General features: G+C 64.0%; 26 protein-coding genes. 13 read left to right on the top strand and 13 right to left on the bottom strand.

Annotated features, from left to right (window positions below; all coding sequences use genetic code 11):
• Positions 1–109: 109 nt before the first annotated feature.
• The gene (locus AC5ZGW_RS12250) at positions 110–535 is read left to right on the top strand and encodes a DOPA 4,5-dioxygenase family protein (protein WP_245474619.1); all 426 of its coding nucleotides are present in this window, start codon (positions 110–112) and stop codon (positions 533–535) included.
• Positions 536–681: 146 nt separating this feature from the next.
• Here the strand turns inward: AC5ZGW_RS12250 and AC5ZGW_RS12245 are convergent, their stop codons facing one another.
• A complete protein-coding gene (locus AC5ZGW_RS12245; protein WP_028162613.1) occupies positions 682–1,125 on the bottom strand; it encodes a MarR family winged helix-turn-helix transcriptional regulator in 444 nt (147 codons plus the stop codon).
• 186 nt (positions 1,126–1,311) lie between these two features.
• On the opposite strand from AC5ZGW_RS12245, the gene AC5ZGW_RS12240 reads away from it, so the two are divergent.
• From AC5ZGW_RS12240 to AC5ZGW_RS12205, 8 genes are all read left to right on the top strand, one after another.
• Positions 1,312–2,490: a substrate-binding domain-containing protein gene (locus tag AC5ZGW_RS12240; protein WP_165435121.1), complete on the top strand. Its 1,179-nt coding sequence runs from the start codon at positions 1,312–1,314 to the stop codon at positions 2,488–2,490.
• 158 nt (positions 2,491–2,648) lie between these two features.
• Entirely contained in the window at positions 2,649–4,163 is a 1,515-nt protein-coding gene (locus AC5ZGW_RS12235) for an amidase (RefSeq protein ID WP_130224991.1), read from the top strand.
• Between the two features lie 36 nt (positions 4,164–4,199).
• Complete coding sequence (locus AC5ZGW_RS12230; protein WP_130224990.1) at positions 4,200–5,057, top strand: branched-chain amino acid ABC transporter permease; 858 nt, start codon at positions 4,200–4,202, stop codon at positions 5,055–5,057.
• A 4-nt stretch (positions 5,058–5,061) separates the two neighbouring features.
• Complete coding sequence (locus AC5ZGW_RS12225; protein ID WP_130224989.1) at positions 5,062–6,282, top strand: substrate-binding protein; 1,221 nt, start codon at positions 5,062–5,064, stop codon at positions 6,280–6,282.
• A gap of 7 nt (positions 6,283–6,289) precedes the next feature.
• Positions 6,290–7,384, top strand: coding sequence for a branched-chain amino acid ABC transporter permease (locus tag AC5ZGW_RS12220; protein ID WP_130224988.1), 1,095 nt, complete (start codon positions 6,290–6,292; stop codon positions 7,382–7,384).
• The gene (locus AC5ZGW_RS12215) at positions 7,371–8,105 is read left to right on the top strand and encodes an ABC transporter ATP-binding protein (RefSeq protein ID WP_130224987.1); all 735 of its coding nucleotides are present in this window, start codon (positions 7,371–7,373) and stop codon (positions 8,103–8,105) included. Before AC5ZGW_RS12220 ends, AC5ZGW_RS12215 begins: the two co-directional genes overlap by 14 nt.
• Positions 8,098–8,799 (top strand): ABC transporter ATP-binding protein, encoded by a 702-nt coding sequence (locus AC5ZGW_RS12210; protein ID WP_130224986.1) that lies wholly within the window; start codon positions 8,098–8,100, stop codon positions 8,797–8,799. The genes AC5ZGW_RS12215 and AC5ZGW_RS12210 overlap by 8 nt, the downstream gene beginning before the upstream one ends.
• Before the next feature lie 313 nt (positions 8,800–9,112).
• Positions 9,113–9,985, top strand: coding sequence for a DUF2778 domain-containing protein (locus AC5ZGW_RS12205; protein WP_245474618.1), 873 nt, complete (start codon positions 9,113–9,115; stop codon positions 9,983–9,985).
• Between the two features lie 163 nt (positions 9,986–10,148).
• Here the strand turns inward: AC5ZGW_RS12205 and AC5ZGW_RS12200 are convergent, their stop codons facing one another.
• The 9 genes from AC5ZGW_RS12200 to AC5ZGW_RS12160 form a co-directional block, all read right to left on the bottom strand.
• Positions 10,149–11,195: a uroporphyrinogen decarboxylase family protein gene (locus tag AC5ZGW_RS12200; RefSeq protein ID WP_130224984.1), complete on the bottom strand. Its 1,047-nt coding sequence runs from the start codon at positions 11,193–11,195 to the stop codon at positions 10,149–10,151.
• 37 nt (positions 11,196–11,232) lie between these two features.
• Positions 11,233–12,102: a fumarylacetoacetate hydrolase family protein gene (locus AC5ZGW_RS12195; RefSeq protein ID WP_130224983.1), complete on the bottom strand. Its 870-nt coding sequence runs from the start codon at positions 12,100–12,102 to the stop codon at positions 11,233–11,235.
• Positions 12,099–12,764, bottom strand: coding sequence for a polysaccharide deacetylase family protein (locus AC5ZGW_RS12190; protein ID WP_130224982.1), 666 nt, complete (start codon positions 12,762–12,764; stop codon positions 12,099–12,101). Before AC5ZGW_RS12190 ends, AC5ZGW_RS12195 begins: the two co-directional genes overlap by 4 nt.
• An 11-nt stretch (positions 12,765–12,775) precedes the next feature.
• Positions 12,776–13,576 carry an ABC transporter permease gene (locus AC5ZGW_RS12185; RefSeq protein ID WP_130224981.1) on the bottom strand — a complete coding sequence of 267 codons (801 nt, stop codon included), beginning with the start codon at positions 13,574–13,576 and terminating at the stop codon, positions 12,776–12,778.
• 8 nt (positions 13,577–13,584) lie between these two features.
• Positions 13,585–14,391, bottom strand: coding sequence for an ABC transporter ATP-binding protein (locus AC5ZGW_RS12180; protein WP_245474617.1), 807 nt, complete (start codon positions 14,389–14,391; stop codon positions 13,585–13,587).
• Complete coding sequence (locus AC5ZGW_RS12175; RefSeq protein WP_130224979.1) at positions 14,370–15,125, bottom strand: ABC transporter permease; 756 nt, start codon at positions 15,123–15,125, stop codon at positions 14,370–14,372. Before AC5ZGW_RS12175 ends, AC5ZGW_RS12180 begins: the two co-directional genes overlap by 22 nt.
• A 1-nt stretch (position 15,126) precedes the next feature.
• Complete coding sequence (locus AC5ZGW_RS12170; RefSeq protein ID WP_130224978.1) at positions 15,127–16,098, bottom strand: ABC transporter substrate-binding protein; 972 nt, start codon at positions 16,096–16,098, stop codon at positions 15,127–15,129.
• A gap of 52 nt (positions 16,099–16,150) precedes the next feature.
• Complete coding sequence (locus AC5ZGW_RS12165) at positions 16,151–16,879, bottom strand: GntR family transcriptional regulator (protein WP_130224977.1); 729 nt, start codon at positions 16,877–16,879, stop codon at positions 16,151–16,153.
• A gap of 220 nt (positions 16,880–17,099) precedes the next feature.
• Positions 17,100–19,058 (bottom strand): putative bifunctional diguanylate cyclase/phosphodiesterase, encoded by a 1,959-nt coding sequence (locus AC5ZGW_RS12160; protein WP_130224976.1) that lies wholly within the window; start codon positions 19,056–19,058, stop codon positions 17,100–17,102.
• Between the two features lie 304 nt (positions 19,059–19,362).
• Here AC5ZGW_RS12160 and AC5ZGW_RS12155 point away from each other — a divergent pair, with 304 nt between their 5' ends.
• Entirely contained in the window at positions 19,363–20,976 is a 1,614-nt protein-coding gene (locus AC5ZGW_RS12155; RefSeq protein ID WP_130224975.1) for a GMC family oxidoreductase, read from the top strand.
• A 110-nt stretch (positions 20,977–21,086) separates the two neighbouring features.
• Positions 21,087–22,190, top strand: coding sequence for an ISAs1 family transposase (locus AC5ZGW_RS12150; protein WP_130224974.1), 1,104 nt, complete (start codon positions 21,087–21,089; stop codon positions 22,188–22,190).
• A 151-nt stretch (positions 22,191–22,341) separates the two neighbouring features.
• Here AC5ZGW_RS12150 and hemE read toward each other — a convergent pair whose 3' ends face one another.
• On the bottom strand, positions 22,342–23,385 hold the full coding sequence (gene hemE, locus AC5ZGW_RS12145) for a uroporphyrinogen decarboxylase (RefSeq protein ID WP_130224973.1): 1,044 nt from the start codon (positions 23,383–23,385) through the stop codon (positions 22,342–22,344).
• A gap of 127 nt (positions 23,386–23,512) precedes the next feature.
• On the opposite strand from hemE, the gene AC5ZGW_RS12140 reads away from it, so the two are divergent.
• On the top strand, positions 23,513–23,734 hold the full coding sequence (locus tag AC5ZGW_RS12140; protein WP_130224972.1) for a hypothetical protein: 222 nt from the start codon (positions 23,513–23,515) through the stop codon (positions 23,732–23,734).
• A gap of 29 nt (positions 23,735–23,763) precedes the next feature.
• Here the strand turns inward: AC5ZGW_RS12140 and AC5ZGW_RS12135 are convergent, their stop codons facing one another.
• Entirely contained in the window at positions 23,764–23,994 is a 231-nt protein-coding gene (locus AC5ZGW_RS12135) for a SlyX family protein (protein WP_130224971.1), read from the bottom strand.
• Positions 23,987–24,736 carry an oxygen-dependent tRNA uridine(34) hydroxylase TrhO gene (trhO, locus tag AC5ZGW_RS12130; protein WP_130224970.1) on the bottom strand — a complete coding sequence of 250 codons (750 nt, stop codon included), beginning with the start codon at positions 24,734–24,736 and terminating at the stop codon, positions 23,987–23,989. Before trhO ends, AC5ZGW_RS12135 begins: the two co-directional genes overlap by 8 nt.
• A 165-nt stretch (positions 24,737–24,901) precedes the next feature.
• On the opposite strand from trhO, the gene ggt reads away from it, so the two are divergent.
• Complete coding sequence (ggt, locus tag AC5ZGW_RS12125) at positions 24,902–26,488, top strand: gamma-glutamyltransferase (RefSeq protein WP_130224969.1); 1,587 nt, start codon at positions 24,902–24,904, stop codon at positions 26,486–26,488.
• The last annotated feature ends 27 nt before the right edge of the window (positions 26,489–26,515 follow it).

Here is a 26,515-nt window from a genome sequence, read left to right as displayed (position 1 = left end):
GTCGCCGTGCCGGTGATCATATGCCTGTGGACGTGGCTGCGCGTCCGGCCATGGCGCTGGAACCGAAGAACGCTTAGATAACTCCGCCTGAACAGGCGAGGTGAATCGAATGAGCGATTTGCAGGAAGGTGCCATGGCGCGGTCGGCCGGCGAGATCGCGAGCTATCACGCCCATATCTACTACGATCCGGCGACAACGAGGCCGGAGGCCGAGCGCTTGAGGACATGGATCGGCGAGCGCTTTTCGGTCACGCTGGGCCGATGGCACGACGTCAAGGTCGGGCCGCACGATCAGGCCATGTACCAGGTGGCTTTCGCCGCGGAGGTCTTTGCCGAGTTCGTGCCGTGGCTGATGCTCAACCACGGCAGCCTCAGCATCCTCGTGCATCCGAACACGAGCAATCCGCGCCGCGATCATCTCGTCGATCCGCTTTGGATCGGCCGCCCGCTCACCGTGCACGGCGAGAAGCTGCCGGAAGAGAGCGAACTCGAGCAGGCACCCGCGCCGAATACGACGCCGCATCTTCGGCCGTGAACCGCCTCGGTTGAAGGGTGGGCAAAGCGACTTCTGGCTGAAGCCTATCAACACGCGGCGGCGGAAGCGTGCCCACCGTTACGAGCGGAGCGCTTGATGGTGGGCACGGCGCTGACGCGCCTTTGCCCACCCTACAAGTTCACAACTCAATTCGCGCTGTCGATCAGGTTTTCGAGTAGCCGCTTCAATTCGTTGGTGGACTTGTTGCCGTAGTTCTCGACGATATGCGCTTCCTGGCTCATCGCGAGCGAGTTCAATCGCTGGCACAGAATTTTTCCGCGCTCGGAGCAGAACATCAGCACCTTGCGGCGGTCCTTCGGATCCTGGACGCGGTAGACCAGGGCATCCGACACCATGCGGTCGACGATCTTGGTCAGCGTCGGGTGGTTGAGCAGCACGGCTTCGGCGAGCTCGCCCATCGAACGGCCGTTGCCGTCGAACAGGACCTTCAGGATTCGCCACTGCTCGACCGGCACACCCTCCTTGGCCAGCCGCGATTCAAGCTGCCGGTTGATTTCCCGGTTGGCTTGCGCGAGCAGGTAGGCGAGATGTTCAGTGAGCGGGGTATCTTGGCTTGGCGGTTTGGCCACGATTGAAGACTTTGTTTTGACCCTGATGAGTGAATGACTGGCGCTGATTGCCCGTTCTATATGCATGGCAATTGTTGAAGTTTCAATATTTTCGCCTAGGATATTTGTCGAACGGGTGGGACAACCGGCGGCGCCGTGCATCGATGCACCGCGCGACAAGGGGCGAAGTGTCGGACAGGAGTGGGCGTGCTCTCAACAGTCAGCGTCAACAGCGGCGGCGCCCCCATGCCGCCCTTCGTGTTCAGAGGCCTGTCGGCGCCGACGACCGATCCCTCCTGGCATCCCGCTGATGTCGGCTTCAGCAAGCGAGGTGGCGCCCACAACAAATTGAGGGTCGCGAACTTCCTCACCTTCTCCGGCTCGCCGGGAATCTGGGGGCCGGCCACCACCAACGCGGTGTTGCTCGCGGTCTCCGAGATCAATCGTCGCGGCGGCATTTTGGGCCGCGAGATCGAATTGACGATGCTGGATGCCGGCGGCCCGATCGAGGATGTCGTCCGCCGTGCCGCGGAGGCGGTCGCCCTTGACGAGGTCGACGTGATCATGGGCTCGCATATCAGCGCGGTCCGCGTCGCGCTGCGCAAGGTCACCGGCGGCCGGGTGCCCTATATCTACACGCCGGTCTATGAGGGCGGCGAGCGCACGCCGGGGGTGATGGCGATCGGCGAGACGCCGCGCTGGCAGAGCCGGCCCGCGATCCACTGGCTCGCCGATGTCAAGAAGGCCTCGCGCTGGTATCTGATCGGTAGCGACTATGTCTGGCCGTGGCAATCGCATCGTGCGGTGAAGAAATATATCGCCGAGTCCGGCGGGCAGGTGGTCGGCGAGGAGTTCGTCCCCGTCGGCGAGGACAATCATTCCGCCCATCTCGACCGCATCCGTGCCGCGCGTCCCGATGTCGTGCTGATCTCGCTGATCGGCACCGACAGCATCACCTTCAACCGCGCCTTTGCCGAGAGCGGCCTGGCGGCAACGACGCTCAGGCTGGCCGGCGCGATGGACGAGACCGTGCTGCTCGGTATCGGCGCCGACAACACCGAGAACCTGTTCTGCGCGTCCGGCTATTTCATCGGCATCGGCTCGCGCGCCAATGATGATTTTCTCAGTCAGTATCACGCCACGTTCAGCTCCACCGCACCGCCGATCGGTTCGGTCGCGCAATCCAACTACGAGGGTCTGCGCTTCCTGCAGGCGGCGGCCGAGCGCGCGGGCTCGCTGGCGTTCAAACCGCTGCTCACTGCGGGACGCAACATCGTCTATACCGGCGCCCGCGGGCCGATCACCATTCGCAGCGGCCGCGCGGAGATGCCGATGTATCTCGCCGAAGCCGACGGCCTCGATTTCAAGCTGATCAAGACGATCTGACGCCCGCAAGGGGTTGCGTCCGCGCGCGCAGTTCTGCAAAATAATTCTTGAAAAGGAAAATATTTCCGTCTGTAATACCCGGGCGGCCTCGGGTGGGACCGCGTCTTCGCATGCATTCCGCGGCCGCGCGCCATCATCAAGCTTCCAGGGAGAGTGTCTTGTCCGTCGTGCTTCCGACCCCAACGCAACTTCGCGCGGTCGCCGCGCAATGCGGCCTCGCGCTTTCCGACGAAGACGTCGCTTCGTTCCGCGGGCTGATGCAAAGTTCGGTCGACGCCTACAACCTCGTTGCCGCAATGCCCGACGAGGTGCCGCCCGTGAAATATCCGCGTACGCCCGGCTATCGACCGAGCCCGGAAGAGAATCCGCGCAACGCCTGGTACCGCAAGGCGACGGTGAAGGGCGCAGATTCCGGCAAGCTTAAGGGCAAGAAGGTCGCGCTGAAGGACAACATCATGCTGGCCGGCGTGCCCATGATGAACGGCTCGTCGACGCTCGAAGGTTTTGTGCCCGATTTCGATGCGACGATCGTGACGCGCATGCTGGATGCCGGCGCGGAGATCGCCGGCAAGGTGCATTGCGAATCCTTCTGCATCTCCGGCGGCAGCCACACCAATTCCACCGGGCCGGTGCATAACCCCTACAAGATGGGCTATTCGGCCGGCGGATCGTCATCGGGCAGCGGCGTCGTGGTGGCGCTTGGCGAGGTCGACATGGCGATCGGCGGCGACCAGGGCGGCTCGATCCGCATGCCGTCCTCGTTCTGCGGCACCTATGGCATGAAGCCGACCTGGGGGCTCGTGCCCTACACCGGCGTGATGCCGATCGAGGTCTTCGTCGATCACACCGGGCCGATGACGGCCACAGTGGAAGACAATGCCTTGCTGCTCGAAGTGCTCGCTGGCGACGACGGCTACGATCCCCGCATCAAGGCGCCAAAGGTCGATGAATATACCAAGGCGCTCGGCAAGGGTGTGAAGGGATTGAAGATCGGTGTGCTCAAGGAAGGGTTCGAGCAGGCCGGAGCGGAGCCCGCGGTGAACGAAAGCGTTCGCGAGGCGGCGAAGCGCTTCAAGGACCTCGGCGCATCCATCAGCGACGTTTCCATTCCGATGCATCTGCTCGGCCCCGCGATCTGGATGCCGATCGGCACCGAGGGCATGACGCAGACGATGATGTATGGCGACGGCTATGGCCTCAGCCGCTCCGACCTCTACTCGACCTCGCTGATGGATTTCCACCGCGGCTGGCGACGGCAGGCGGACTCGCTTTCCGAAACTACCAAGCTGTTGCTGCTGTTCGGCACCTACATCAACAACACGTTCGGCCCGCGCTATTACGGCAAGGCTGTAAATATCTCGCGCCGGCTGACGGCCGCCTATGACGCGGCATTCAAGGATTACGATCTGCTGCTGCTGCCGACCACGCCGATGAAGGCGACGCCGCTGCCGCCGGCCAATCCGGGCCGCGAGGATTATGTCGCGCGCGCGTTCGAGATGATCTCCAACACTGCGCCGTTCGACATCTCCCATCATCCGGCGATGTCGCTGCCGTGCGGCATGGTCGATGGCCTGCCGGTCGGCTTGATGCTGGTCGGCCGCCACTTCGAGGAATCCACTATCTACCGCGCCGCGCATGCCTTCGAGCAGTCCGGCGACTGGAAGAAGATGTGAGGAAGTTATCGTTGCACTTCGGCCGGATCGCGATGCATGGGTAGTGCATTCGTCGCCGCTTTCGAAATCCTGAGCTTCGGCGCGATCATCGTCCTGGTCGTGCTGGGGCTCGGGATCATCGCCAGCATGATGGGCATCTTCAATTTCGCGCAAGGCGAGTTCGTCCTGCTCGGTGCCTACGTCACCTATCTAGCCTATAGCCATGGCATCCCAGTCTGGGTCGGCATGGCAGCCGCGCCGTTTCTGGTCGGCGCGCTCGGCTTCGTGCTCGAGGCGCTGATCATCCGGCGCTTCTACGCGGCGCCGATCGTCGCAATGCTCGGCACCTATGCGCTCGGCCTAATCATCCGCGAATGCGTGCGCGGCCTGATCGGCGGGCTCTATCTCTCGGTGCCCGAGCCGATCGGCGGCTCGATCGATCTCGGCACCGTACACATCTCGGCATGGCGCTTCACCATCATCGTGATCACGATCCTGGTGATGATCGGCTGCTATCTCTTGCTGTCGCGCACCACGTTCGGCCTGCGGGTGCGTGCCACGCTGGAGAATCCGGCGCTGGCGCGGGCCTCCGGCATTTCCACCGCTGCGATGTACGGCACCACCTTTGCCTTCGGTGCGGCGCTTGCAGGGCTCGCCGGCGCGCTGCTGGTGCCGGTGTTCAGCCTGTTCGCCGATCTTGGCATCCGCTTCCTGATCCAGGGCTTTGTCGCGGTCATGGTCGGCGGCGTCGGCTCGTTCATCGGCCCGGTTGCGGGCGCGGCGGTGATCGGCACGCTGAGCGCAGCGCTGCCGTGGGTGATGGCGCCTGTGATCGCCGACATCCTCGTCTTCGTGCTCGCCATCGTCTTCATCAAATTCCGGCCGCAAGGCCTGCTTTCGGGAAAAGGGGTCTAGTCTCATGCGTAGCGATTATTTGAAATTAAGCCGGCGTCGTTTCCTGCAAAACTTTGCCTTCGCCTCCACCGCGATCGCGACCGGCGTGGGAAGCTGGGTGATCCGTCCCGAATGGGCCAATGCGGCCGAAGGCCCGATCAAGGTCGGCATCGCCACCGACTTGACCGGACCGATCGCCTATGCCGGCAATGCCGACGCCAACACGGCCAAGATGGTGGTCAAGGAGATCAACGATGCCGGAGGCCTGCTTGGCCGCCCCATCGAGCTCTTCATCGAGGACACCGCGTCGAACGAGTCGGTCGCGGTCGGCAACGTCCGCAAATTGATCCAGCGCGACAAGGTGGATCTCGTGCTCGGCGGCATCACGAGCTCGATGCGCAACGCGATCAAGGACCCGATCGTGGCCCGTGGCAAAACGCTCTACATCTACCCGCAACTCTACGAGGGCAAGGAGTGCACGCCCTATCTGTTCTGCACCGGGCCGACGCCGGCGCAGCAATGCGACGAGTTCATCCCCTGGCTGATCAAGAACGGCGGCAAGCGCTTCGCGCTGCCGAGCGCCAATTACGTCTGGCCGCATACGCTGAACGTCTATGCGCGCAAAGTGATCGAGGCCAATGGCGGCGAGGTGATCTTCGAGGAATATTACCCGCTCGACCAGGTCGATTTCAGCGCCACCGTCAACCGCATCGTCTCCAACAAGGTCGACGTGGTCTTCAACACGGTGATCCCGCCCGGCGTCGGTCCGTTCTTCAAGCAGCTCTATGAAGCCGGCTTTCTGAAGAACGGCGGCCGGCTGTCCTGCGTCTACTATGACGAGAACACGCTCAACATTAATCAAGCCAACGAGATCGAAGGGCTCGCGAGCTGCCTCGATTATTTCAAGGTGCTGACCAAGGACGATCCGGTCAGCGCCAAGATCCAGGCGACCTATGAGAAGGATTTCCCCGGCAATTTCCTGTTCGCCGCCGGCAGCGCCGCGACCGGCACCTATCGCGGATTGAAGCTGTGGGCCGCCGCCGTGAAGGAAGCCGGCAAGGTCGATCGCGATTCCGTTGCTGCCGCGCTAGATCACGCCAAGATCGCGGAGGGGCCGGGCGGTCCTGCCGAGATGGTGCCGGGCCAGCGGCACTGCAAGATGAACATGTACACCGCGGTTGCCAAGGGCGGCGTGTACGAGATCGTGGCCCGCAGCAGCGGGCTCGTCGACCCCAAGGAATGCTGAGTTAAGAATGGGCGCAACCGACCAGGCGGTTCGTACGGGGATCGACGAACAGCCGGACACCACGACGGCTGAGCACGGCGCGGGCGCCGCGCTGGCGTCACAGGCCAAGACGCCGCGCCGGGTCCTGCCGATCGTGGAGATCCTGGTGCTGCTGGTCGCAGTCTTCCTGCCGCTGGTGCTGCAGGATTATCTGACCGTCTTCGCCACCCGCGTCATCATCCTTGCGCTGTTCGCACTGTCGTTCGATCTCGTCTGGGGTTATGCCGGCATCATGAGCTTCGGCCAAGCCCTGTTCTTCGGCTCGGCCGGCTACGGCGTGGCGCTGCTGGCGCGCGATCTCAACGTCACGTCGATCTTTCTGGTGCTGCCGGCGGCGATGCTGATCGGGCTGATATTCTCGCTCCTGCTCGGCTGCTTCCTGTTGCTCGGCCGGAATCCGTCGAGCATGATCTTCGTCGCGCTCGGCACGCTCACCGGGTCCTATGCCGCCGATCGCCTGGCGCGCGGCTGGTACTATCTCGGCGGGCAGAACGGCATTCCTTCGATCCCGCCGATGTCGCTCGGCAGCACCGATATCACGGAGGGGCCGGTCTATTACTACCTCGCGCTCGGCATCCTGCTGGTCGTCTATCTCCTGTGCCGATTCCTGGTGCGCTCGCAATTCGGTCTGGCGCTCGCGGGTCTGCGCGAGAACGAGCAGCGCATCGCCTTCTTCGGCTACAAGGCGCAGCATCTGAAGGCGATCGTCTTTACCGTCGGCGGCACCATCGCAGGGTTGGCCGGCGGGCTCTATGCATTTCACGAGGGTTTCGTCTGGCCCAACATGCTGGGCGTCGTGATCTCGACCCAGGTCGTGCTCTACGTCCTCTTTGGCGGATCGGGTACGCTGATCGGTGCCGTCATCGGTACCGTGATCATCGAGGGCGTCAGCTTCTGGCTATCGGACAATTACCGCGACATCTGGCCGATCATCCTCGGCGTGTTGCTGCTCCTGGTGATCCTGTTCCGCCCGCTCGGCCTGATCAGCTTCGTGCTGGGTGAGCGCGAGCGCGTCGGCAGCTTCGGCGGAAGGGCGAAGGGAAGCAGCCATGCCGCTCCTTGAAGCCACCGGCATCAAGAAGGTGTTCGGCAAGTTGACCGCGCTCGACGGAGCGGGGTTGACGGTCTCCGAGAACGAATTTCACGGCCTGATCGGCCCGAACGGCTCGGGCAAGAGCACGCTGATGAAATGCGTCGCCGGCGCCGAAACGCCGACCGAAGGTACCGTGCACTTTGCCGGCAGCGACATCACCGCGCTGTCGCCGACCGAGCGCGCCCGCGCCGGCATGAGCCTGAAGTTCCAGATCACCAGCGTGCTGCCGTCGCTGACGCTTTACGACAACATCCTGCTGGCGCTGCAGGCGCAATGCTCGCTGCTCGACCTCGTGCTGTCGCGCACCCGCGGCATATTACACGACCAGGTCATGGCGATGCTCACGCAATTCCGGCTCGCCGATCGCGCCCATGACGCGGCGGCGACGCTGTCGCACGGCCAGCAGCAATGGCTGGAGATCGCGATGGCGCTCGCGGGCAAGCCGCGGCTGTTGCTGCTCGACGAGCCGACCGGCGGCATGAGCCTGGAGGAGCGGCGCGTCACCGGCGAACTGCTGCAACCGATCAAGTCGCACTGCTCGCTCGTGATCGTCGAGCACGACCTAGATTTCATCCGCGACATCTGCGACCGCCTCACTGTGCTCGATCAGGGGAAAGTGCTGGAGAGCGGCACCGTCGCCGAGATCCAGGCGAGCCCGGAGGTACAGGAGATTTATCTGCGCCGTGCCTGACAGTCAGTTCCTCGATATCATCAATCTCGACGCCGGCTATGGCCGCAGCCAGGTCCTGTTCGACGTCAATATGGGCATTCCCTGGCGCGGCGGCGTCGCCGTGCTCGGCCGCAACGGCGCCGGCAAGACCACGCTGATGAAGACCATCGTCGGCGAACTCGGCCTGACCAGGGGCGAGCTCAAATTCAACGGCAAGGATATCGGCCGCAGCCCGACCGAGCAGCGTGTGCGGCTCGGCATCGGCTATGTGCCGCAGGAGCATTCGGTGTTCGCGCGGTTGTCGGTGCGCGACAATCTCGCCGTCGGCGCACTCTATAATCACGACGCCACGGCCATCGACCGGGTACTGGCGATCTTCCCGAAGCTGGCTCAACGCCTCGATCAGCCCGCCGGCACACTATCGGGCGGCGAGCGCAAGATGCTGGCGATCGGCCGCGCGATGCTTGGCGATCCGAAACTGCTGCTGTTGGACGAGCCGACCGAGGGCGTGTGGATCGGCGTGATCGAGGAGATCACCGAGCGCCTGATCGAGCTGGCAAAGGACATTGCGGTCGTCATCGTCGAGCAGCATCTCGACCTTGCGCTGCGGGTGGCCGACTACGCCTATGTCCTCGACCGCGGCCGCGTCGCGCTGCAGGGCCCGGCCGCCGCAGTCAGGGACGACCCGGAACTGCTGCGGTATCTGGCTCCCTAAAGGGAGACTTGCGCGGGCCTTTCTGTCATCACTTTTCGGGGGTGACCGGCCATTTGGTCTCGATTGTGCCCAAGTCTTGTTCCGTGATATGTCCAGTCAATTCGGTGAATCCTTATCTGGAGCCCGTCAGAGGCTCCGATGCGCCGAACGGGGTTAGATGGGTCGGATTGGGACAGGTGCAGCCGAGCGCCCGCGGGGTGGTGCTCGATGGATGGGCAAGGCGACATTTTCTGTCGCCTCGTTTGCGTTGGCGTCTGCCCTTGCCGCCTGGATCGCAGAGATTAACCCCTTGGATTTGCTGCGTGGTTCGGCCTTGGCGAACACTTCCGCGGCGATTTCCTTCAACGATCGGTTCGGGGCGCGCTCAACGCTCGATTCCGCCTTCATCTACTACCCCTCGCGCCCGATGCTTCGTGGCAGCCGTAACGATTTCAACGCGGAATTCGCCCATATCCAGGGTTCGCTGACCGAGCAGCTTCGGGACACCCAGACCGACGAACCCGCGCAAGCCAGCCCGCCGAGCCCGGCGCCGCCCCCCGCAGTCGCCGCGATTCCGCTCCCGCGGTCGCGTCCGGTCGATGCCAACCTGCAGGCAAGGAACGATCTGCCCCCCGCGCCGGCACCTGTGGCGCAGGCGGAGGAACGCTCCATTTGGCAGAAGATCACCGACTGGGTGCCAGGACGGGTGCAACTGGCGTCCCTCGAGCCGAATGGCGGAATCCTTCCCGGCACCGGGCCGAGCCTGACCACGCTTGGCTACGACAGCACCACCGCCGTCTATGACATCACGGCGCGCACCGTTTACATGCCTGACGGCACCAAGCTCGAGGCGCATTCGGGTCTCGGCGGCCTGATGGACGACCCCTCCCGCGTGAATACCCGCAACGCTGGTGCGACGCCGCCCGGCATCTACGAGATGAAGCCGCGCGAGAAGCTGTTCCATGGCGTGCCGGCGCTGCGCATGACCCCGGTCGATAGCACGGATACGTTCGGCCGCGCCGGCCTCCTGGCCCACCCTTACATGCTCGGCCCGAACGGCGATTCCAACGGCTGCGTCTCGATCAAGAACTACGACCATTTCCTGAAGGCCTACCGCAACGGCGAAATCAAGCGAATCGTCGTCGTGGTCCGGCTCAACGACCGCCCGCCGCAGGCCGCAGCCACGCGCTCAGCGTCGCAGTCGTAAGTTCCTTCCACCTCGCCCGCTTGCGGGAGAGGTCGGCGCGTGAGCGCCGGGTGAGGGCTCTCTCCACACATTCGGACAGAGTCAATCGCGGAGATACCCCCACCCCGGCCCTCCACCGCAAGCGGGAGAGGGGGCGCAGCATCCGACGTGGATGCAACTCGACTTAACCGCCGATCTCCTTCCGCACCAGCGCGGCGGCGTCGCACATCGCCTTCAGCTTTCCGAACGCGACGTGCCGCGGCATGTATTTCATGCCGCAATCGGGCGCGACCACCAGCCGTTCGGCGGGCACCTGCTTCAGGCCGCTCCGGATGCGTCCGGCGACCGTCTCCACGGACTCGATCTCGGGATTGCCGAGGTCGAGCACACCAAGCATGATTTTCTTCGACGACAGCTCCTTAAGTACGCCGAGGTCGAGCTTGGGCTGCGCGGCTTCGATCGAGATCTGGTCGGCCGTGGTGTCGTTGAGCTCGCCGAGGAAGGAATAGCCGGCGGGCTTGTTCGAGCCCGGCACGACGGCGGCATAGCCGAAGCAGAGATGAACGACGGTCGGCACCGTGATGCCTTGAAGCGCGCGGTTGATCGCCTTCACGGCGTAGCGCTTGGCGAGATCCGGATTGTTGCGCACCCAGGGCTCGTCGAGCTGGATCACGTCGGCGCCGGCCTTTTGCAGGTCGAGCGCCTCGGCGTTGACGGCTTCGGCGAACGCCATCGCGAGTTCCTCGTCGTCCTTGTAGAACTCGTTCTTGGCCTGCTGGCTCATGGTGAACGGGCCGGGCAGGGTGATCTTGGCCGCGCGGTCAGTGTTCTGCCGCAGGAACTGCATGTCATGCAGTTCGACGGCGCGCGTGCGTTTCACCGGGCCGACCACGCGCGGCACCGGCGTCTGTGTGCTGCCGGTGCGGGCGGTGATGATGGCAGGATTCTCGTCATCGATGCCTTCGAGCGCGGTGGCAAAGCGGTTGGAATAGCTTTCGCGGCGGATTTCGCCGTCGGTCACGATATCGATGCCGGCGCGCTCCATGTCTCTGATGGCGACGATGGTTGCATCGTCCTGCGCTTCTTCCAAATGCTCGGCCGGCAACCGCCACATCGCGTGCAGGCGGGTGCGCGGCACGACTTTCGACAGCATGGCGCGATCGACCAGCCATTCCGGCTGCGGGTAGCTGCCGACGACGGTGGTCGGCAAGAGATGCGTCGGGAGGTTCATGATAGTCTCCTTGTTGTTCTTGGTTCAGCGAATCGCGTCACGCCGCGCGAGTTGCCGCGGCCGCAGCTTCGTCCTGCACGGGATTGCGCAGCACGCCGATGCCGGAAATCTCGACCTCGACCACGTCGCCACCCTTCATCCAGAGCGGCGGGTTGCGATAGGCACCGACGCCGCCGGTGGTGCCGGTGACGATGACGTCGCCGGGTGCAAGCTCGGTAAAGGTCGAGCAATAGGCGATCAAGGCAGGGACGTCGAACACGAGGTCCGAGATCGGCGCGGCCTGCACCTCGACGCCGTTGAGGCGGGTGGCGATGCTCTGCTTGCTGATGTCGGGGAGTTCGTCGGTCGTCACCATCCACGGGCCGAACGCGCCGGTGCCGACGAAGTTCTTGCCCGGGGCGAATTGCGAGGTGTGGCGCTGCCAGTCGCGGATGCTGCCGTCATTGTAGCAGGCATAGCCCGCCACATGCGAAAGCGCAGCCTCGCGCGAAATCCGCCGGCCGGCCTCGCCGATGATGACGGCCATCTCGCCTTCATAGTCGAAACGCTCGGACTCCAGCGGCCGGATCATCGGCTGGCCGGCGCCGACCTGGCTGTTGGCGAAGCGGGTGAAGATCATCGGATGCGGCGGCGTCGGATGGCCGCTCTCGGCAAGATGCGTGGCGTAGTTGACGCCGATGCAAAGGATCTTGTCGGGATCGGGCACGGTCGGCAGCAGCTCGACATCCCTGAGCGCGTAGTCGGCGCGTTCGCCCTGCAGCTTCCTCAACTCGTCGAGCGAGCCCTCCGCAAGCAGCGCCTTCAGCGTGGGAAAATCCTTCAGCCGTTTGCCGGCGTCGATCACGCCGGAATCGGTGACGATGCCATAGCTTGCGACATTGGCCGCCTTGAAACTTGCGATCTTCATGATTTGACACTTTCTTCGATGGAGGAAACGTAGGCGTCGATAGGCAGCACGATCTCGCCCGCGCGGATCGGGACGCAGTCGGGCGGGAATTCCTGGCGGAAGCCGGCGCCGTGGGCGGCGGCGCGATCGAGGAAATCCTCGAGATGGTCCATCGCGCCGGTCGGCAGATCGTGCAACACCATCAGCGTCCAGGGCTGCGAACCGCATTGATCGAGCGCGCGGCCGACCCAGCCGTCCGGATCCTCCCAGTCGCGCGGGATCGCGTTCCAGAGCACGCAGCTATGTTTGTTGCGTTTGAGGTAATCGACGACGGATGGTTTCAGCAGCCGGTCGTCGAGATTGCCGCCGCCGCCAAACGGCCGGAACCAGCGCTGCGGATGGGCGAGGTCACCGATCGCCGCCTGCGTGCGGCCGATCTCGTTCGCCGCCGTATCCGCATCCGCCTGCTGGCCGAGCGGAATGCTGTGAGTGAAGGTGTGGTTGCCGATCCAGTGGCCGTCGTCATGAGCGCGGGCCGCAAGCTTGCGCCGCGCGGGATCGCGGAGCTTCTCGCCGATCACGAAGAACGTCGTCTTGATGTCGCGCTCGCGCAGGATGTCGAGTACGCGCGGCGTGACCTCCGGCTCGGGGCCATTGTCGAAACTCAATGTCAGGTCGAACACGCTGGCATCCTTTACGTCGCCGGCTGCACGGCGCCGGACCCGACGTCGTCGGCAGCGCTGTGGCCGGCGCGGGTGCCGGTCTGCCAGATCGCAGCCTTGCGCTCGATCCACTTGATCAAGGCATTGAAAGCCATCGCCATGAACAGCACCAGCAGCACGCCGGCGAACACATGCGGGCTGTCCAGGATGGTGCGGTAGCGCGAAATCAGGTAGCCGATGCCGGCGGACGAGATCAGCATCTCCGACACCACCACGCCGACGATGACGAGCGCGCCGCCGACGCGCAGGCCCGACAGTACGGTCGGGATCGCGGCGGGAATGATGACACGGACGAGGCGCTGACTCATCGTTGCGCCCATGCTGCGCGCGGCAAGTATGAGCTGCGGGTCGATGGTTTGGATGCCGGCTGCGGTTGCGAGCATCGTCGGCAGGAAACCGTAGATCGAGGCGAAGGCGATCTTGGATTCCGTGCCGATGCCGAGCCACACCGTGAACACGGGATAGAGGATCACGAGCGGCACCGCATAGAGGCTCGAGACCATCGGCATGATCAGTACGCGTGGCCGCGGCAGGCTGCCGACGATGGCGCCGAGCAGGATGCCGCCGCCGCAGGCGAACGCCATCGAGATCGCGACCTCATAGAGTGTCACCGCCAGCGCGTGGCCATATTCCGGCGCCTCGTTCCATCCGGCCCTGAGCGTCGAGGACAGCGACGGCAGGAACAGTTCCGGAATAAGACCGGTGCGCGGCAGGATTTCCCACAGCGCGATCAGGCCGATCACGATCAGATGCCGCAGCGTCTTCGCGCTCATCGCAAGCCTCACGCCGATTTGCGGATGTGCCGCCAGATGCGGTCGCGCAGCGTGCCGAAGGCATCGCCGCTCAGCATCTCATAGGTGCGCGGCCGCGGCAGCGGCACCTGCAGATGGTCGACGATGCGGCCGGGCCGAGCCGACATCACGATCACTTCGTCGGCGAGGTAGACCGCTTCGGTCAGGCTGTGGGTGACGAACACCACGGTCTTGCCGGTCGCCGACCAGATGCGCAGCAGCTCGTCGCCCATGGTCATGCGGGTCTGCTCGTCGAGCGCGGCGAACGGCTCGTCCATCAGCAGCACCGGCGGATCCTGCACCAGGCCGCGCGCGATCGAGACGCGCTGCTTCATGCCGCCGGACAATTCGTGCGGATGGCGCTTGCCGAAACCGTCGAGCCCGACCAGCTTCAGAGCCTCCTGCGCCTTGGCGCGACGCTCCGCTTTCGCCACGCCGCGCAGCGCCAGCGGAAACTCGACATTCTCTTCCGCGGTGAGCCAGGGGAACAGGCTCGCTTCCTGGAACACCACGCCGACACGGTCCGGGTCCGGCTTGGAGATCGGCGCGCCATTGATGGTGATGCTGCCCATGGTCTGCTGGCGCAGACCGGCCATCATCATCAGAAGCGTCGACTTGCCGCAGCCGCTCGGGCCGACCAGCACGACGAAGCGGCCCGGCTTGATCTCGAGCGAAACGTTGTCGAGCGCGACCACGTCCTGCGTTGAGGTCTTGAAGACCTGGCCGACATTCTTGACCTCGATCGCGCCGGCGCGGGGCGGAGGCTTGAGCTGTGTCACGTTCGCCAATGACTGCATCGCGTTTCCACCCATCTGATCAGTTCGTTGAAGGTCATCGCGATCGCCGCGACCATCACCACGCCTGCCAGCAATTGCTTCATCTGGAAGTTCTCGCCCCAGGTCGCGATCTGGTGGCCGATGCCATCGCGCGAGGCATACATCTCGGCGAGGATCACGCCGGTGAGGTTGAAGATCATGGAAATCCGCAACGCCTCCAGCAGCACTGGCAGCATGCTCGGAAGGTAGACGCGGAATGCGGTCTGCGCGCGCGTCGCGCCGTAGGAGCGGGCGACCGTCAAATGCTCCACCTTCACCGACTCCACAGCCGTCGTGGTCGACATGATCACGATGAAGATGGTCGAGAAGAAGCCGAACCCGACCTTCTGCGAGAAGCCGACGCCGAACACCAGGATGAACATCGGCAGGAAGATCGATTTCGGGATGCTGAAGGCGAAGAACAAGAGCGGCTTTGCCACTTCCGCAAAGTAGCGGTTTTCCGCGATCAGGAACCCGATCAGTGCGCCTGAGGGGACCGCGAGCGCGAATGCGGTCAGCACTTCGGTCGCCGTCACCATCAGATCCTTGCGCACGGCGGCGCGCTGCAGGAGATCGCCGAGCGTCACGAGCGTGTCGGACGCCGACGGCAGCAGCCGCGGATTGACGATGCCGGTGCGCGACAGCAGTTCCCACAGCGCAAAGATCGCGACCACGATCGCGATCCGCGCCAGTTTTATGGCAAGCGCGCCCTGCATCTCAGAACTTCGTCGGGACCGGCTTGAACTTGGTGGAGATGATCTCCTCCACCGGCACGATATCCTTGAGCCCGCCGAGCTTGGCGAGATCAAGCGAAAGCTGCACGGCGGCGGGCACGTTCGCGGCACCCATGTTGCCGTCGGTCTCCAGCTTCAGAATCGTGTTCTCATATTCCAGCGCGGCGATCTCGGCCGGCATCTCGTAAAGCTCGGCGATCAGCTTCACCGTTGTGTCGCGGTTGGCGCGCATGAATTGCAGCGCGCCGTAGAGCGCGTTGACGGCCTTCTGCACCACCTCGGGCTTGGCATCGGCATATTTGTCGAGCACGATCCAGCCGGCGCTCAGATTCGGCGGCACTTCCTTGGCGTAGTCGAGGATGGTGCGGGCCTCGCCCGACTTCGCAATCTGGAAGCTGAGCGGCGAATAGACCACGGCGGCATCGACATTGCCCGCGAGCAGGTTCGGTACCAGGCCGCCACCGCCGACCGGCACGCGGGTGAATTCGAGCTTCTTGTCCTGCGCCGTCCACAGCGCGAGCAGGTCGGAGCCGGAGCCGGCCGAGGTGATCGCCACCTTCTTGCCGCTCAGATCCTTCACCTCGAGCGTCGACTTGACCGGCACCATCAGTTGCCAGCCGAAGCTGCCCATCGCGGCATTGGCGACGAGCTTCGACATCACGCCCTTCTTGCGCCCGGCCGACACCAGGGACGGAGGGTCGAGAATGATGTCGGCAGCACCTGCCGCCATCGCCTCGAAGGTCTCGGCGCCGCCGCGGTAGATGGTCAGCTCGGCGTTGATGCCTTCCTTTTCGAACAGCTTCTGCCGCACGGCGGTCTCGGCGATCGTCGTCGGCCAATAGGTCTTGGTCGGCAGCCCGACGCGAATCGTCTCGGCCGCGGAGACGGCGATGGGCGCTGCGAGCACGGTGACGGCGACGAGCGACGCCAGGGCATGGCGGCGGGACATGGGCATAGTTCTGTTTCCTCCAGGATGGCTGTTTGTTTCCGGGAACTGCTCCCGGCCTTCAGTTCGTGCCGTTCACCTCCGAGATCCGGGGCGCGGCGAACTCGACGAATTCCATGGTGATCGTGAAGTGCTTGGACAGCGCGATGACGGCGGCATCCGCATCGCGCCTGCGTACGGCTTCGACGATCGCGGCATGCTCGGCTTCGACATCACGCGGCTTGCCGACCTCGCGTCGGATCGACAGCCGGCGATAGCGCTCGCTCTGCTCGTGCAGTTCGTCGCGAAAGCCGAGCAGCCATCGCGAGCCGCAGGCATTGACGAGCGCGCGATGAAAGACGCGGTGGCGCACCACCCATTCCTCGTAATGCACGCCCGGCTGATCGGGATAGCGGTAAGGCACCGCCTTGAGCGCCTCCCAGGCGGCCTCGACGGCGGCGAGCCAGGCTGCGTCGCCGCGTTCGATCGAACGCCGCAGCGCCAATCCTTCGATGTCGATCCGCGTCTGCGTGACGTCGGCGAGATCGGCGAGCGAGACGGGGCTGACGCGAAAGCCGCGCTGGTCGGAGGCCTGCACCAACCCGTCCGCCACCAGTCGCGACAGTGCCTCGCGCACCGCGGCGAGGCTGACGGAAAACTGTTTGGCCAGCCCCGCGATGTGGAGCTTCTGCCCGGGCAAGAGCCGGGTCGAAAGGATGTCCGCGCGCAGCCGCTCCTGCACCGCAGACGTGAGGCTTCGCGGCCGCTCGTCGCCAAATCCCTCACGAAAACTCAACTCGATGCCGTTCATGGCGGCGGAGATTGACGGGCCCGACCACTGCCGTCAATCGAAAATCGATTTTTCCTATTCTCGAGTTCCGCGACGCGACGACGTGCTTCGCAGCGTGTTCGCCGCGAGTGGTGCTGGTATTTCGGATACCATTTCGCAGTCGCAAAAAGTCTGACCGCTTGAAGACGGAGCAGGGCGATGCGCCATTGCAGTAGCAAGTCGGAACGGTTCGGCGTCCAGTCTAGGCCGCGTGGATCGAACGCTGCTTCTGGTCGAGCAGAGCAGGGATCTGTTCGGCCGGAACCGGGCGGCCAATGAAATAGCCCTGGGCCTCGTCGCAATTGGTCTGGCGCAGATATTCGAGCTGGTCCGCCGTTTCCACGCCTTCCGCCACCACGCCGATGCGCAGCTCCTGCGCAAGCCCGATCACGGACTTGACGATCGCAGCGCAGTCGGGCTGCACCAGCATGTCGCGGATGAAGGATTGATCGATCTTGATGCGGCTAAAGGGCAGTTTGCGCAAGTATGTCAGCGACGAGAAGCCGGTGCCGAAATCGTCGAGCGCAACCCTCACCCCCAAATCCAACAGCGAGTTCAGGATCGACAAGGCTGATCCATACTTTGCGATCAGCATCGATTCCGTGATCTCGATCTCGAGCCGTTCGGGGCGCACGCCGGCTCGCGCAAGCGCCTGCACGATCGTCTGCAGGATGCCGGCATTGTTGAACTGCACCGCGGAGAAGTTCACGGCCACGCGGATGTCGTCGGGCCATTCCGCAAGCGCCAGGCAGGCGCGGTGGACCACCCATTCGCCGATCTGGTGAATCAGCCCGGTCTCTTCCGCGATCGGGATGAAGTCACCAGGCGACACCAGCCCACGCTCGGGATGCTGCCAGCGCAGCAGCGCTTCGAACCCGGTGATGCGGTTTTCGCCGATCTCGATGAACGGCTGATAGACCAGGAATAACTCGTTGCGCTCGATTGCCCCTTCCAGATCCCGCCGCAATGCCAGGCGATCGCGCGCCGACTTGTCGTCGCCGGGTTCGAAGAAACAGATCGTGCCGGGTCCCGCCTTCTTGGCGCGATACAGCGCGATGTCGACGTGTTTCATGAGGTCGTGGGGCGTGTTGCCGTCGCGCGGCGCCAGCACGATGCCGACGCTGGTTGCCCCGAACGCTTCGCGTCCATCGATCACCAACGGATCGTCGAAGGAGGCAACGAAACACTCGGCGATCTCGAAGGCCTCTTTCGGCCTGGTCAGATTGGCCATGATCAGCGCGAACTCGTCGCCACCGATGCGCGCGACGTGTTCGGTGGCGCGGGTGCAGCGCTGCAATCGCGCAGCCGCCTGGATCAGAAACTCGTCGCCGGCGGGATGGCCGAACTTGTCGTTCACTTCCTTGAAGCGGTCGAGATCGAGCAGCAGGACGGCAAACTCCTCGCCGGTGCGTGCCAGCCGGTCAAGCGCGGCTTCCAGGTTTTCGTTGAAGGCAATTCGGTTCGGCAGCCCCGTCAGCAGATCCCGCCGCACGGTCCGCTCCGCCTCAAGCTGGGTGATGATGCGCCGTGTGAATTCGAAGGAATTGACGAACACGGCGCGGAGCAGGACGAAGCCATAGATTGCGAGCAGGATTGCAACCAGCAGGTAGACAAAATCGCCAATCCTGTACAGGCAGATCGCGGAGCCGATGAAGATCGGCGTGGTGAAGGCGATGGTGGCGATCGGGATGGTGGCGAAGGCGAGCGCACCGCCCGCAAGCATTCCGGCGCAAAGACAGGTGATCACCAGTTGACCGCCATTCGAGGCGTTGGCAAAGAACGCCACCGGAACGATCGCCCACGCGGACCCTAGTACGACTGCATTTAGCACCAATCGATGCATGGTGCGTCGAGAGACGAATTGCGGCTTCGCGATCCGTCGCGACGCGCGTGACTGCCATCCGAGCCATGCTGCGCCGCCGGCCACGGCCGCGGTCCAGATGCTGGCACGAAGCCAGTCCGCCGAGTGCCAGAGCGCGATCGCAAGTATGATCGCATTGCAGATGTTGGCCAGCATGAAGCCGACGGCATGGCCGAGCACAAGCGACATCTGCTCGGAGCGGATATAGCCGGCGCCGGTCTCGTCGGTTGCCGGTCCGCCGAACGCGGCGAGATCGCCGGCGAACAGTTTTGAGAGATATGAGCTCAGATACGTCCGCATCCCTCGCCCTGCAGGCCTGGCCCCAAGGCGGGCGCCGATTGCGGAACCTCGCTGCAAAGCTTTGACAAACTATGAATTATGGACCGGGCGGACATTGCAACAAGACGTTGTGATAACCGCGTGCGCGTGCATCGCTAACAAATCGATACAAATGCGCTTGACCGCGATTGAGCGCGGCGCCGGCGGAGCCGCCAACTGAGCGCGGCAGTCAGGGCCCTCAGGCGAAGGCGCATGGCCATAAGTCTTTTCAAATTGTAGCTTTGTCTGTACGACCACAGAAAATAAAAACCCTGGGGGAAACAAAATGAACAATAACAATGACAGCTTGGAATTTGATTACGTCATCGTCGGCGCCGGTTCCGCCGGTTGCGTGCTCGCCAATCGCTTGAGCGCCGACGGCAAGAATTCGGTGCTGCTGCTCGAAGCGGGACCCAGGGACACCAACATCTGGATCCATGTGCCGCTCGGCTACGGCAAGCTGTTCAAGGAAAAAACCGTCAACTGGATGTACCAGACCGAGCCCGAGCCGGAACTCCACGGGCGCCAGGTGTTTCAGCCCCGCGGAAAAGTGCTGGGCGGTTCGAGCTCGATCAATGGTCTGCTCTATGTGCGCGGCCAGCACGAGGATTACGACCGCTGGCGTCAGCACGGCAATGCCGGTTGGGGCTATGACGACGTGCTGCCTTATTTCAAGCGGGCGGAAGACCAGCAGCGCGGCGCGAATAAGTATCACGGCGCCGGCGGTCCGCTGCCGGTCTCGGACTGGCGGCATCACGATCCGCTGTCGGAAGCCTTCGTGAAGGCGGCGGCCGAGGTCGGCATTCCCACCAATCCCGATTTCAATGGCGCGACGCAGGAAGGCGCCGGCTTCTTCCAGACCACGACGCGGCGCGGGCGCCGCGCCAGCAGCGCGTTCTCCTATCTGCGCCCGGCGATGAAGCGCGGCAATCTGCATGTCGAGACCTCGGCGCTGGCGCAGCGCATCGTCTTCGAAGGCCGCCGTGCTCGTGCGGTCGAATTCAAGCAGGAGGGGCGGGTCCGCACGGCGCGTGCGCGGCGCGAGATCCTGGTCGCCGGCGGCGCCTACAACTCACCGCAACTGCTGCAGCTCTCCGGCGTCGGTCCGGCGGCGCTCTTGAAGAAGCACGGCATCGAGGTCGTGCTCGACCAGGCGGGCGTCGGCAATGATCTGCAGGATCATCTGCAGGTGCGGCTGATCACGCGCTGCCTGCAACGCGTCACGCTCAACGACGTCGTCAACCATCCGCTGCGACGCCTTTGGGCGGGCGCGCATTATGCGGCCTTGCGGCGCGGCCCGCTGACGATCGCCGCCGGCACTTCGGGCGCATTCTTCAAGACCGATCCGCGACTGGCGACGCCGGACATCCAGATCCACTTCATCCCGTTCTCGACCGACAAGATGGGCGAGAACCTGCACATGTTTTCAGGCTTCACCGCCTCCGTCTGTCAGCTCCGCCCCGAAAGCCGCGGCTCGCTCCGCATCAAGAGTGCGGACGCTTCCGTGCCGCCGGAAATCCGCATCAATTATCTGTCGACCGAAACCGACCGTCGCGCCTTCATCGACGGCCTCCGCATCCTGCGCAAGATCCTCGCAGCGCCGGCGCTGAAGACCTATTGCGCGGAAGAGATCGAGCCGGGTCCGAAGACGATCAGCGATGAGGACCTGCTCGATTTCTGCCGCCGCACCGGCTCAACGGTCTATCACCCGACCTCGACCTGCCGCATGGGCAACGACGCGCTGGCCGTCGTCGACCAACGGCTCAAGGTGCGCGGCATCGAAGGTTTGCGCGTGGTCGATGCTTCGATCATGCCCGACCTGATGTCAGGCAACACCAACGCGCCGACGATCATGATCGCGGAAAAGGCGTCGGACATGATTTTGGAGGATGCGCGCTGATCGTCTCTCCCCGCCTGCGGCAGGGGAATCGCATATGGATTTGCGGCCTCTATTGCGTTGTTTTGCAGGATGGATTCTGAGAGCGGCTCCCACAAGGCGGAGGGAGTCGTATGGGGAAGTTCAAGAAGGCTTTTCGGCGGTTGTCGGACCCACGTGCAGCGAATGCACGACACGACCTTCTGGAGGTACTGGTTATCGCCTTGGCGGCGGTCCTGTGCGGAGCAGAGACCTGCTCGGACATGGCGGAGTTCGGACAGGCCAAGGCAGACCTGCTTCGGCTGTTTCTGCGCCTGGAACATGGGATTCCCAGCCACGACACTTTCAGTCGCGTGTTCCGTTTGCTCGAGCCGGAAGCCTTCGAGGCAGCGTTCCGGCGCTTCATGGCGGCGTTTGCCAAGGCCAACCGGCTCAATCTCAGCGGGGTGGTCGCGATCGACGGCAAAGCGCTGCGAGGCGCCTTCGAGCGCGGTTCGCGCTACGAGCCTCTGCATCTGGTCAACGTCTTTGCGGTGGAAGCGCGCATGTCGCTGGCCCAGCAGAAGGCTCCCGGCCGCAACGAGACCAAGGGGGCGTTGGAGGTATTGGCGCTGCTGTCGCTCGAAGGCTGCGTCGTCACGGCCGATGCGCTGCATTGCCATCGTGCAATGGCCAAGACGGTGCTCGATCGCGGTGGCGACTACGTGCTGGCGATCAAGGCCAACCGTGGACCTCTGTTCAAGACTGTGGTCGCGCAGTTTGCCCGGTCCGGCGAGCGCAGGGCCGTCAAGACGGTCGAACCGTCCACCCACGACCGGCGCGAAGCGCGCCGGGCAACCATCATGCGCAATACCAGCCTGGCTGCCGTCCATGGCTTCCCGGGCGTCGTTGCGATCGGCCGCGTCACCTCGCGCAGGCAATTGCAGGGCAATCGCGCCGAGCCGCCGGTCGTGCGCTATTACGTGCTCTCCAAGTCCATGTCCGCCAGGCGGCTGCTGCAGGTCACGCGCAGTCATTGGACCATCGAGAACCAATTGCACTGGGTGCTTGACGTCCACTTCGACGAGGACGGCAACCGGGCCAGAATGGACAATGCTCCCGAGAACCTCGCCATCCTGCGCAGGCTCGCGCTCAACATCCTTCGGTCTTGTCCTGGTCCCACCTCCATACGTCGAAAAATCAAGCGCGCCGGCTGGGACGACAGCTTCCTCCTCACCTTGCTCGGCCATATGCGATAGCCCTGCCGCCTGCGGGGAGAGGCCGGATCGCATCGCAACATGCGATCCGGGTGAGGGGAGCCTCCGCGAATCCGTCTGCCACCATATACGCGGCGAGAGCCCCTCACCCCAACCCTCTCCCCGTAAGAACGGGGAGAGGGAGAAGAAATAGCTAACCTCGATACGCCCGCACCCGCTGCACCATCTGCTCGACATGGGCGATCGGCGTCTCCGGCTGGATGCCGTGGCCGAGATTGAAGATCAGCCGGCCCTTGCCGTAATTCTCCAGCACATCGTCGATTGCGCGATCGAGCGCGTCGCCGCCGGCGATCAGCGCGAGCGGATCGAGATTGCCCTGCACCGCGGTGCGGCTCTGCACGCGTTCGCGGATCATCGCCGGCTCCGCAGTCCAGTCGATGCTGACGGCGTTGACGCCGGTTGCTTCCACATAGGCGGGAAGCATGCCGGCCGCGCCACGGGGAAAGCCGATGATCTTGGCGTCCGGCACCTGCCTGCGCACACCCTCGACGATGCGCCGCGCCGGCTCGATCGACCAGCGTTCGAATTCGCGCGGCGGCAGCACGCCCGCCCAGGTGTCGAATAGCTGCAGGCAGTCGGCACCGGCTTTCAACTGACCGACGAGATAGTGGATCGAATTCTCCACCAGTACGTCGATGATCTTTTCGAATGCCGCGGGCTGTCGATAGGCCATCATCCGCGCCGGCGCCTGATCGGGCGTGCCCTGGCCCGCGACCATATAGGTCGCGACCGTCCACGGCGCGCCGCAGAAGCCGATCAGCGCGATCCTGTCGTCAAGCTCGCGTCGCACGCGACGCAGCGCTTCAAAGACCGGCTCGAGCTTTGTGAAGTCCGCATGCGCGGCAAGCGACTTCACTTTCTCCGGCGTATCGAGGGGATCAAGCCGCGGGCCTTCGCCGGCCTCGAACCGCACCGAGCGTCCCAGCGCATAGGGAATCACGAGGATGTCGGAGAAGATGATCGCCGCATCGAAGTTGAAGCGGCGGATCGGCTGCAGCGTGACTTCGGCGGCATAGTCCGGTGTGAAGCAGAGGTCGAGGAAGCTGCCGGCCTTGGCCCGCAATTCGCGATATTCGGGCAGATAGCGGCCGGCCTGCCGCATCATCCAGATCGGCGGGATCGGCTGGCGCTTGCCGGCAAGCACATCAAGGAGCGGCTTGGGAGAATCTTGGGACAAGAAAGGTTCCTGCTGAAACGGCTGACATTTTGACGCTTCTGATACACGGCGCGCCGCGTCCGGCCAAGGCGGATCTGGAACCGCCGGCGAGCACGGTGCGTTGATCCCGCGCAAATGGAGGGAGCATATGGCTGAGAAATTCAATCCGGCGCCGCATGACAAGCATGCCGATGACCCGCGCGAGGCGCTCGCCGCCGATCGCGAGACGCACGAGAAACTTGAGGCTGGCCTGGAGCACACCTTTCCGGCCTCCGACCCCGTGAGCGCGGCCCAACCTTCGCCGACCAAGGACAATGGCGAGCGCGAAGGCCCATCGCTCTGGGAAAAGGCGAAGGCATTGTTCCGCTAACCGTCGTCGTCCTCGGACGACGGTCACACTTAATAATGCGGCGGCCGCTCGTTGATCGGAGCGGCCGTGTTGCTTTCGGCTTCCTGCAACCGCTCGCGCAATTCCCCCATTTGTCGCGTCAGCGCATCGATCTGCTTCCATTGCGCGGTGATGGTCTCGTTCAGCGTCTCGATCGTGTCGTCCTGATAGGCGATCCGCGTTTCCAGCGCATCGATGCGCTCGGCGAGTGTCTTCGCATCAGGCGTCTTGGCGTCAATCATGGGCGGTCTCTTTTCCGCGCTCGCGCAAGCCGTGGCCGAGCGCGACCCGTTCGTCGAATACGAAACATTCGCCGCGCCAGCGGCTCTCCTGCTTCGGCATCTCTTCCAGATATTTCAGAATGCCGCCCTTGAGGTGGTACACTTCACCGAAGCCGCGCGCGAGCAAAAAGCTGCTCGCCTTCTCGCAGCGGATGCCGCCGGTGCAGAACATCGCGATCTTCCGGTGCCTGGCCGGATCGAGCTCGCGCGCGGCAAAGTCCTTGAACTGTCCGAAACTCTTGATGCCGGGATCGACCGCGCCCTCGAACGTGCCCAGCGCGACCTCGAAGGCGTTGCGGGTGTCGATCACAAGCGTGTCAGGATCGGCGATCAGCGCATTCCACTCGGCGGGATCGACATAGATCCCGACCTGCCGCGTCGGGTCGACGGAGGTATCGCCGAGCGTGACGATCTCCTTCTTCAGCCGCACCTTCATTCGCCGGAACGGCATTGCGGAGGCTTCCGAGAATTTCAGCTCCAATCTGTCGAGCCGGCCGCCGAACAGCGCGCCGTGCCGCAGTTCCCCGACAAAGGCGTCGATCGCCTCGGCGCGTCCCGCGATCGTGCCATTGACGCCCTCGCTCGCCAGCAGGATGCTGCCCCTCAACCCGAGACCCGCAGAGATTGCGTGTAGGGGGTCGCGCAGCTCCCGGTAATCGGGCAGGCTGGCGAATTGGTAGAAGGCGGCGACTTTCAGCGGCATGGCGCGGATTTATCAGGCAGTTGGGCCAGCGAAAACCCTTAGTCGGATTTCCCGGCGCAACGCAGCTCTGGCATGCCAGCCATTGCAGAGAACGGCACGAATATGTCATGTAGCTCCCGCCCCGCCGGGAACTCCAATGCAGAACAACCAAGTGAGCTACCTTTAATGAGAAACTTCCATTTCGCCGGCCGCTCCACCGTCCACTCGCTCAACGGCATGGTGGCGACGTCGCACCCGGAGGCCGCGCTGGCGGCGATCGACGTGATGCGCGAGGGCGGCACGGCAGTGGATGCGGCGATCGCTGCGTCCGCGCTGCTGGCGGTGATCGAGCCGCAATCGACCGGCATCGGCGGGGACTGCTTTGCGCTGGTGCAACCGAGAGGCGAGGGCAAGATCACGGCCTATAACGGCTCGGGCCGCGCGCCGATGGCGGCGACCGCGGAATGGTATCTCGAGCGCAAGATCCATTCGGTGCCGCTGACCTCGGCGCATGCGGTGAGCATCCCCGGCGCCATCGATGCCTGGCAGACGATCCTGAACGATCACGGCAAGTTCGGCCTCGACAGGCTGCTGCAACCGGCGATCAAGGCCGCGGAAGAGGGCTATGTCGTCGCGCCCCGCATCGCCTTCGACTGGAAGAACCAGTTCGAGAAACTGAAGAACGGCACCAACACCGCGCGCTATCTGTTGCCGCACGGCAAGCCCGCGGTCGCGGGCGACGTGATCCGCCAGCCCGAGCTCGGCAAGACGCTGCGTGCGATCGCAAAGGACGGCCCGAAGGCCTTCTACACCGGTGAGATCGCCGAGGACATGGTCGCGACGCTGCGCAGCATCGGCGGCCTGCACACGCTGGACGATTTCGCTGATCATTCGACCGAGGTCACCGCGCCGATCGGCACCATCTACAAGGGCTATGACGTCTGGCAGTGCCCACCGAACGGCCCGGGCATCACGATGCTGGTGATGCTCAACATCCTCTCGCGTTTCGATCTGACCAAGTTCCCCGCGCTCAGCGTCGAACGTTTCCATCTCGAGGCGGAGGCCGCGCGCATCGCCTACATGATGCGCGAGCAGCACATCGGCGATCCGCGGCACGTGCATGTGGATGTCGCCGGCATCCTGGCCAAGGAATTCGCCGACGAATACATCAAGAACATCCGCATGGACCGGCTGCTGGAACTGCCGAATGTCGCGCCGCCGATGAATCCGTCGACGGTCTACATCACCGTGGTCGACAAGGACCGCAACGTCTGCTCCTTCATCAACTCGATCGCGCACTCCTTCGGCTCGGCGATCGTCTCCAACAAGACCGGCATCCTCTTGCAGAACCGCGCCGGCGGCTTCCGCATCCAGCCCGGCCATCCCAACTGCATCGCGCCGGGCAAGCGTCCCCTGCATACGATCATCCCAAGCCTTGCGACCAAGAACGGCCGCGCAATCATGCCGTTCGGCGTGATGGGCGGGCAGTACCAGCCGGTCGGCCAGACCCGTGTGCTGACCAACATCCTCGACTATGGCTGCGACGTGCAGGAAGCAATCGATATGCCGCGCGGCCTGCATTACGAGGGCGTCTATCAGCTCGAGGACAGCGTGCCGGCCGCGATCGTCGAAGGCTTGAAGAAGATAGGGCACAAGACCACCAGCGTGGTTGCTCCGCTCGGTGGCGGGCAGGCGATCTGGATCGACTGGGACAAGGGCACGCTGACCGGCGGTTCCGATCCGCGCAAGGACGGCTGCGCGCTCGGTTACTAGAGCATTTTCTCGGTTCTGATTGAATCA

The organism is Bradyrhizobium sp. Crot121, assembly GCF_059512385.1.
Note: the sequence above shows the minus strand (reverse complement) of the source record. Positions and strands in the feature narration are given on the sequence as shown.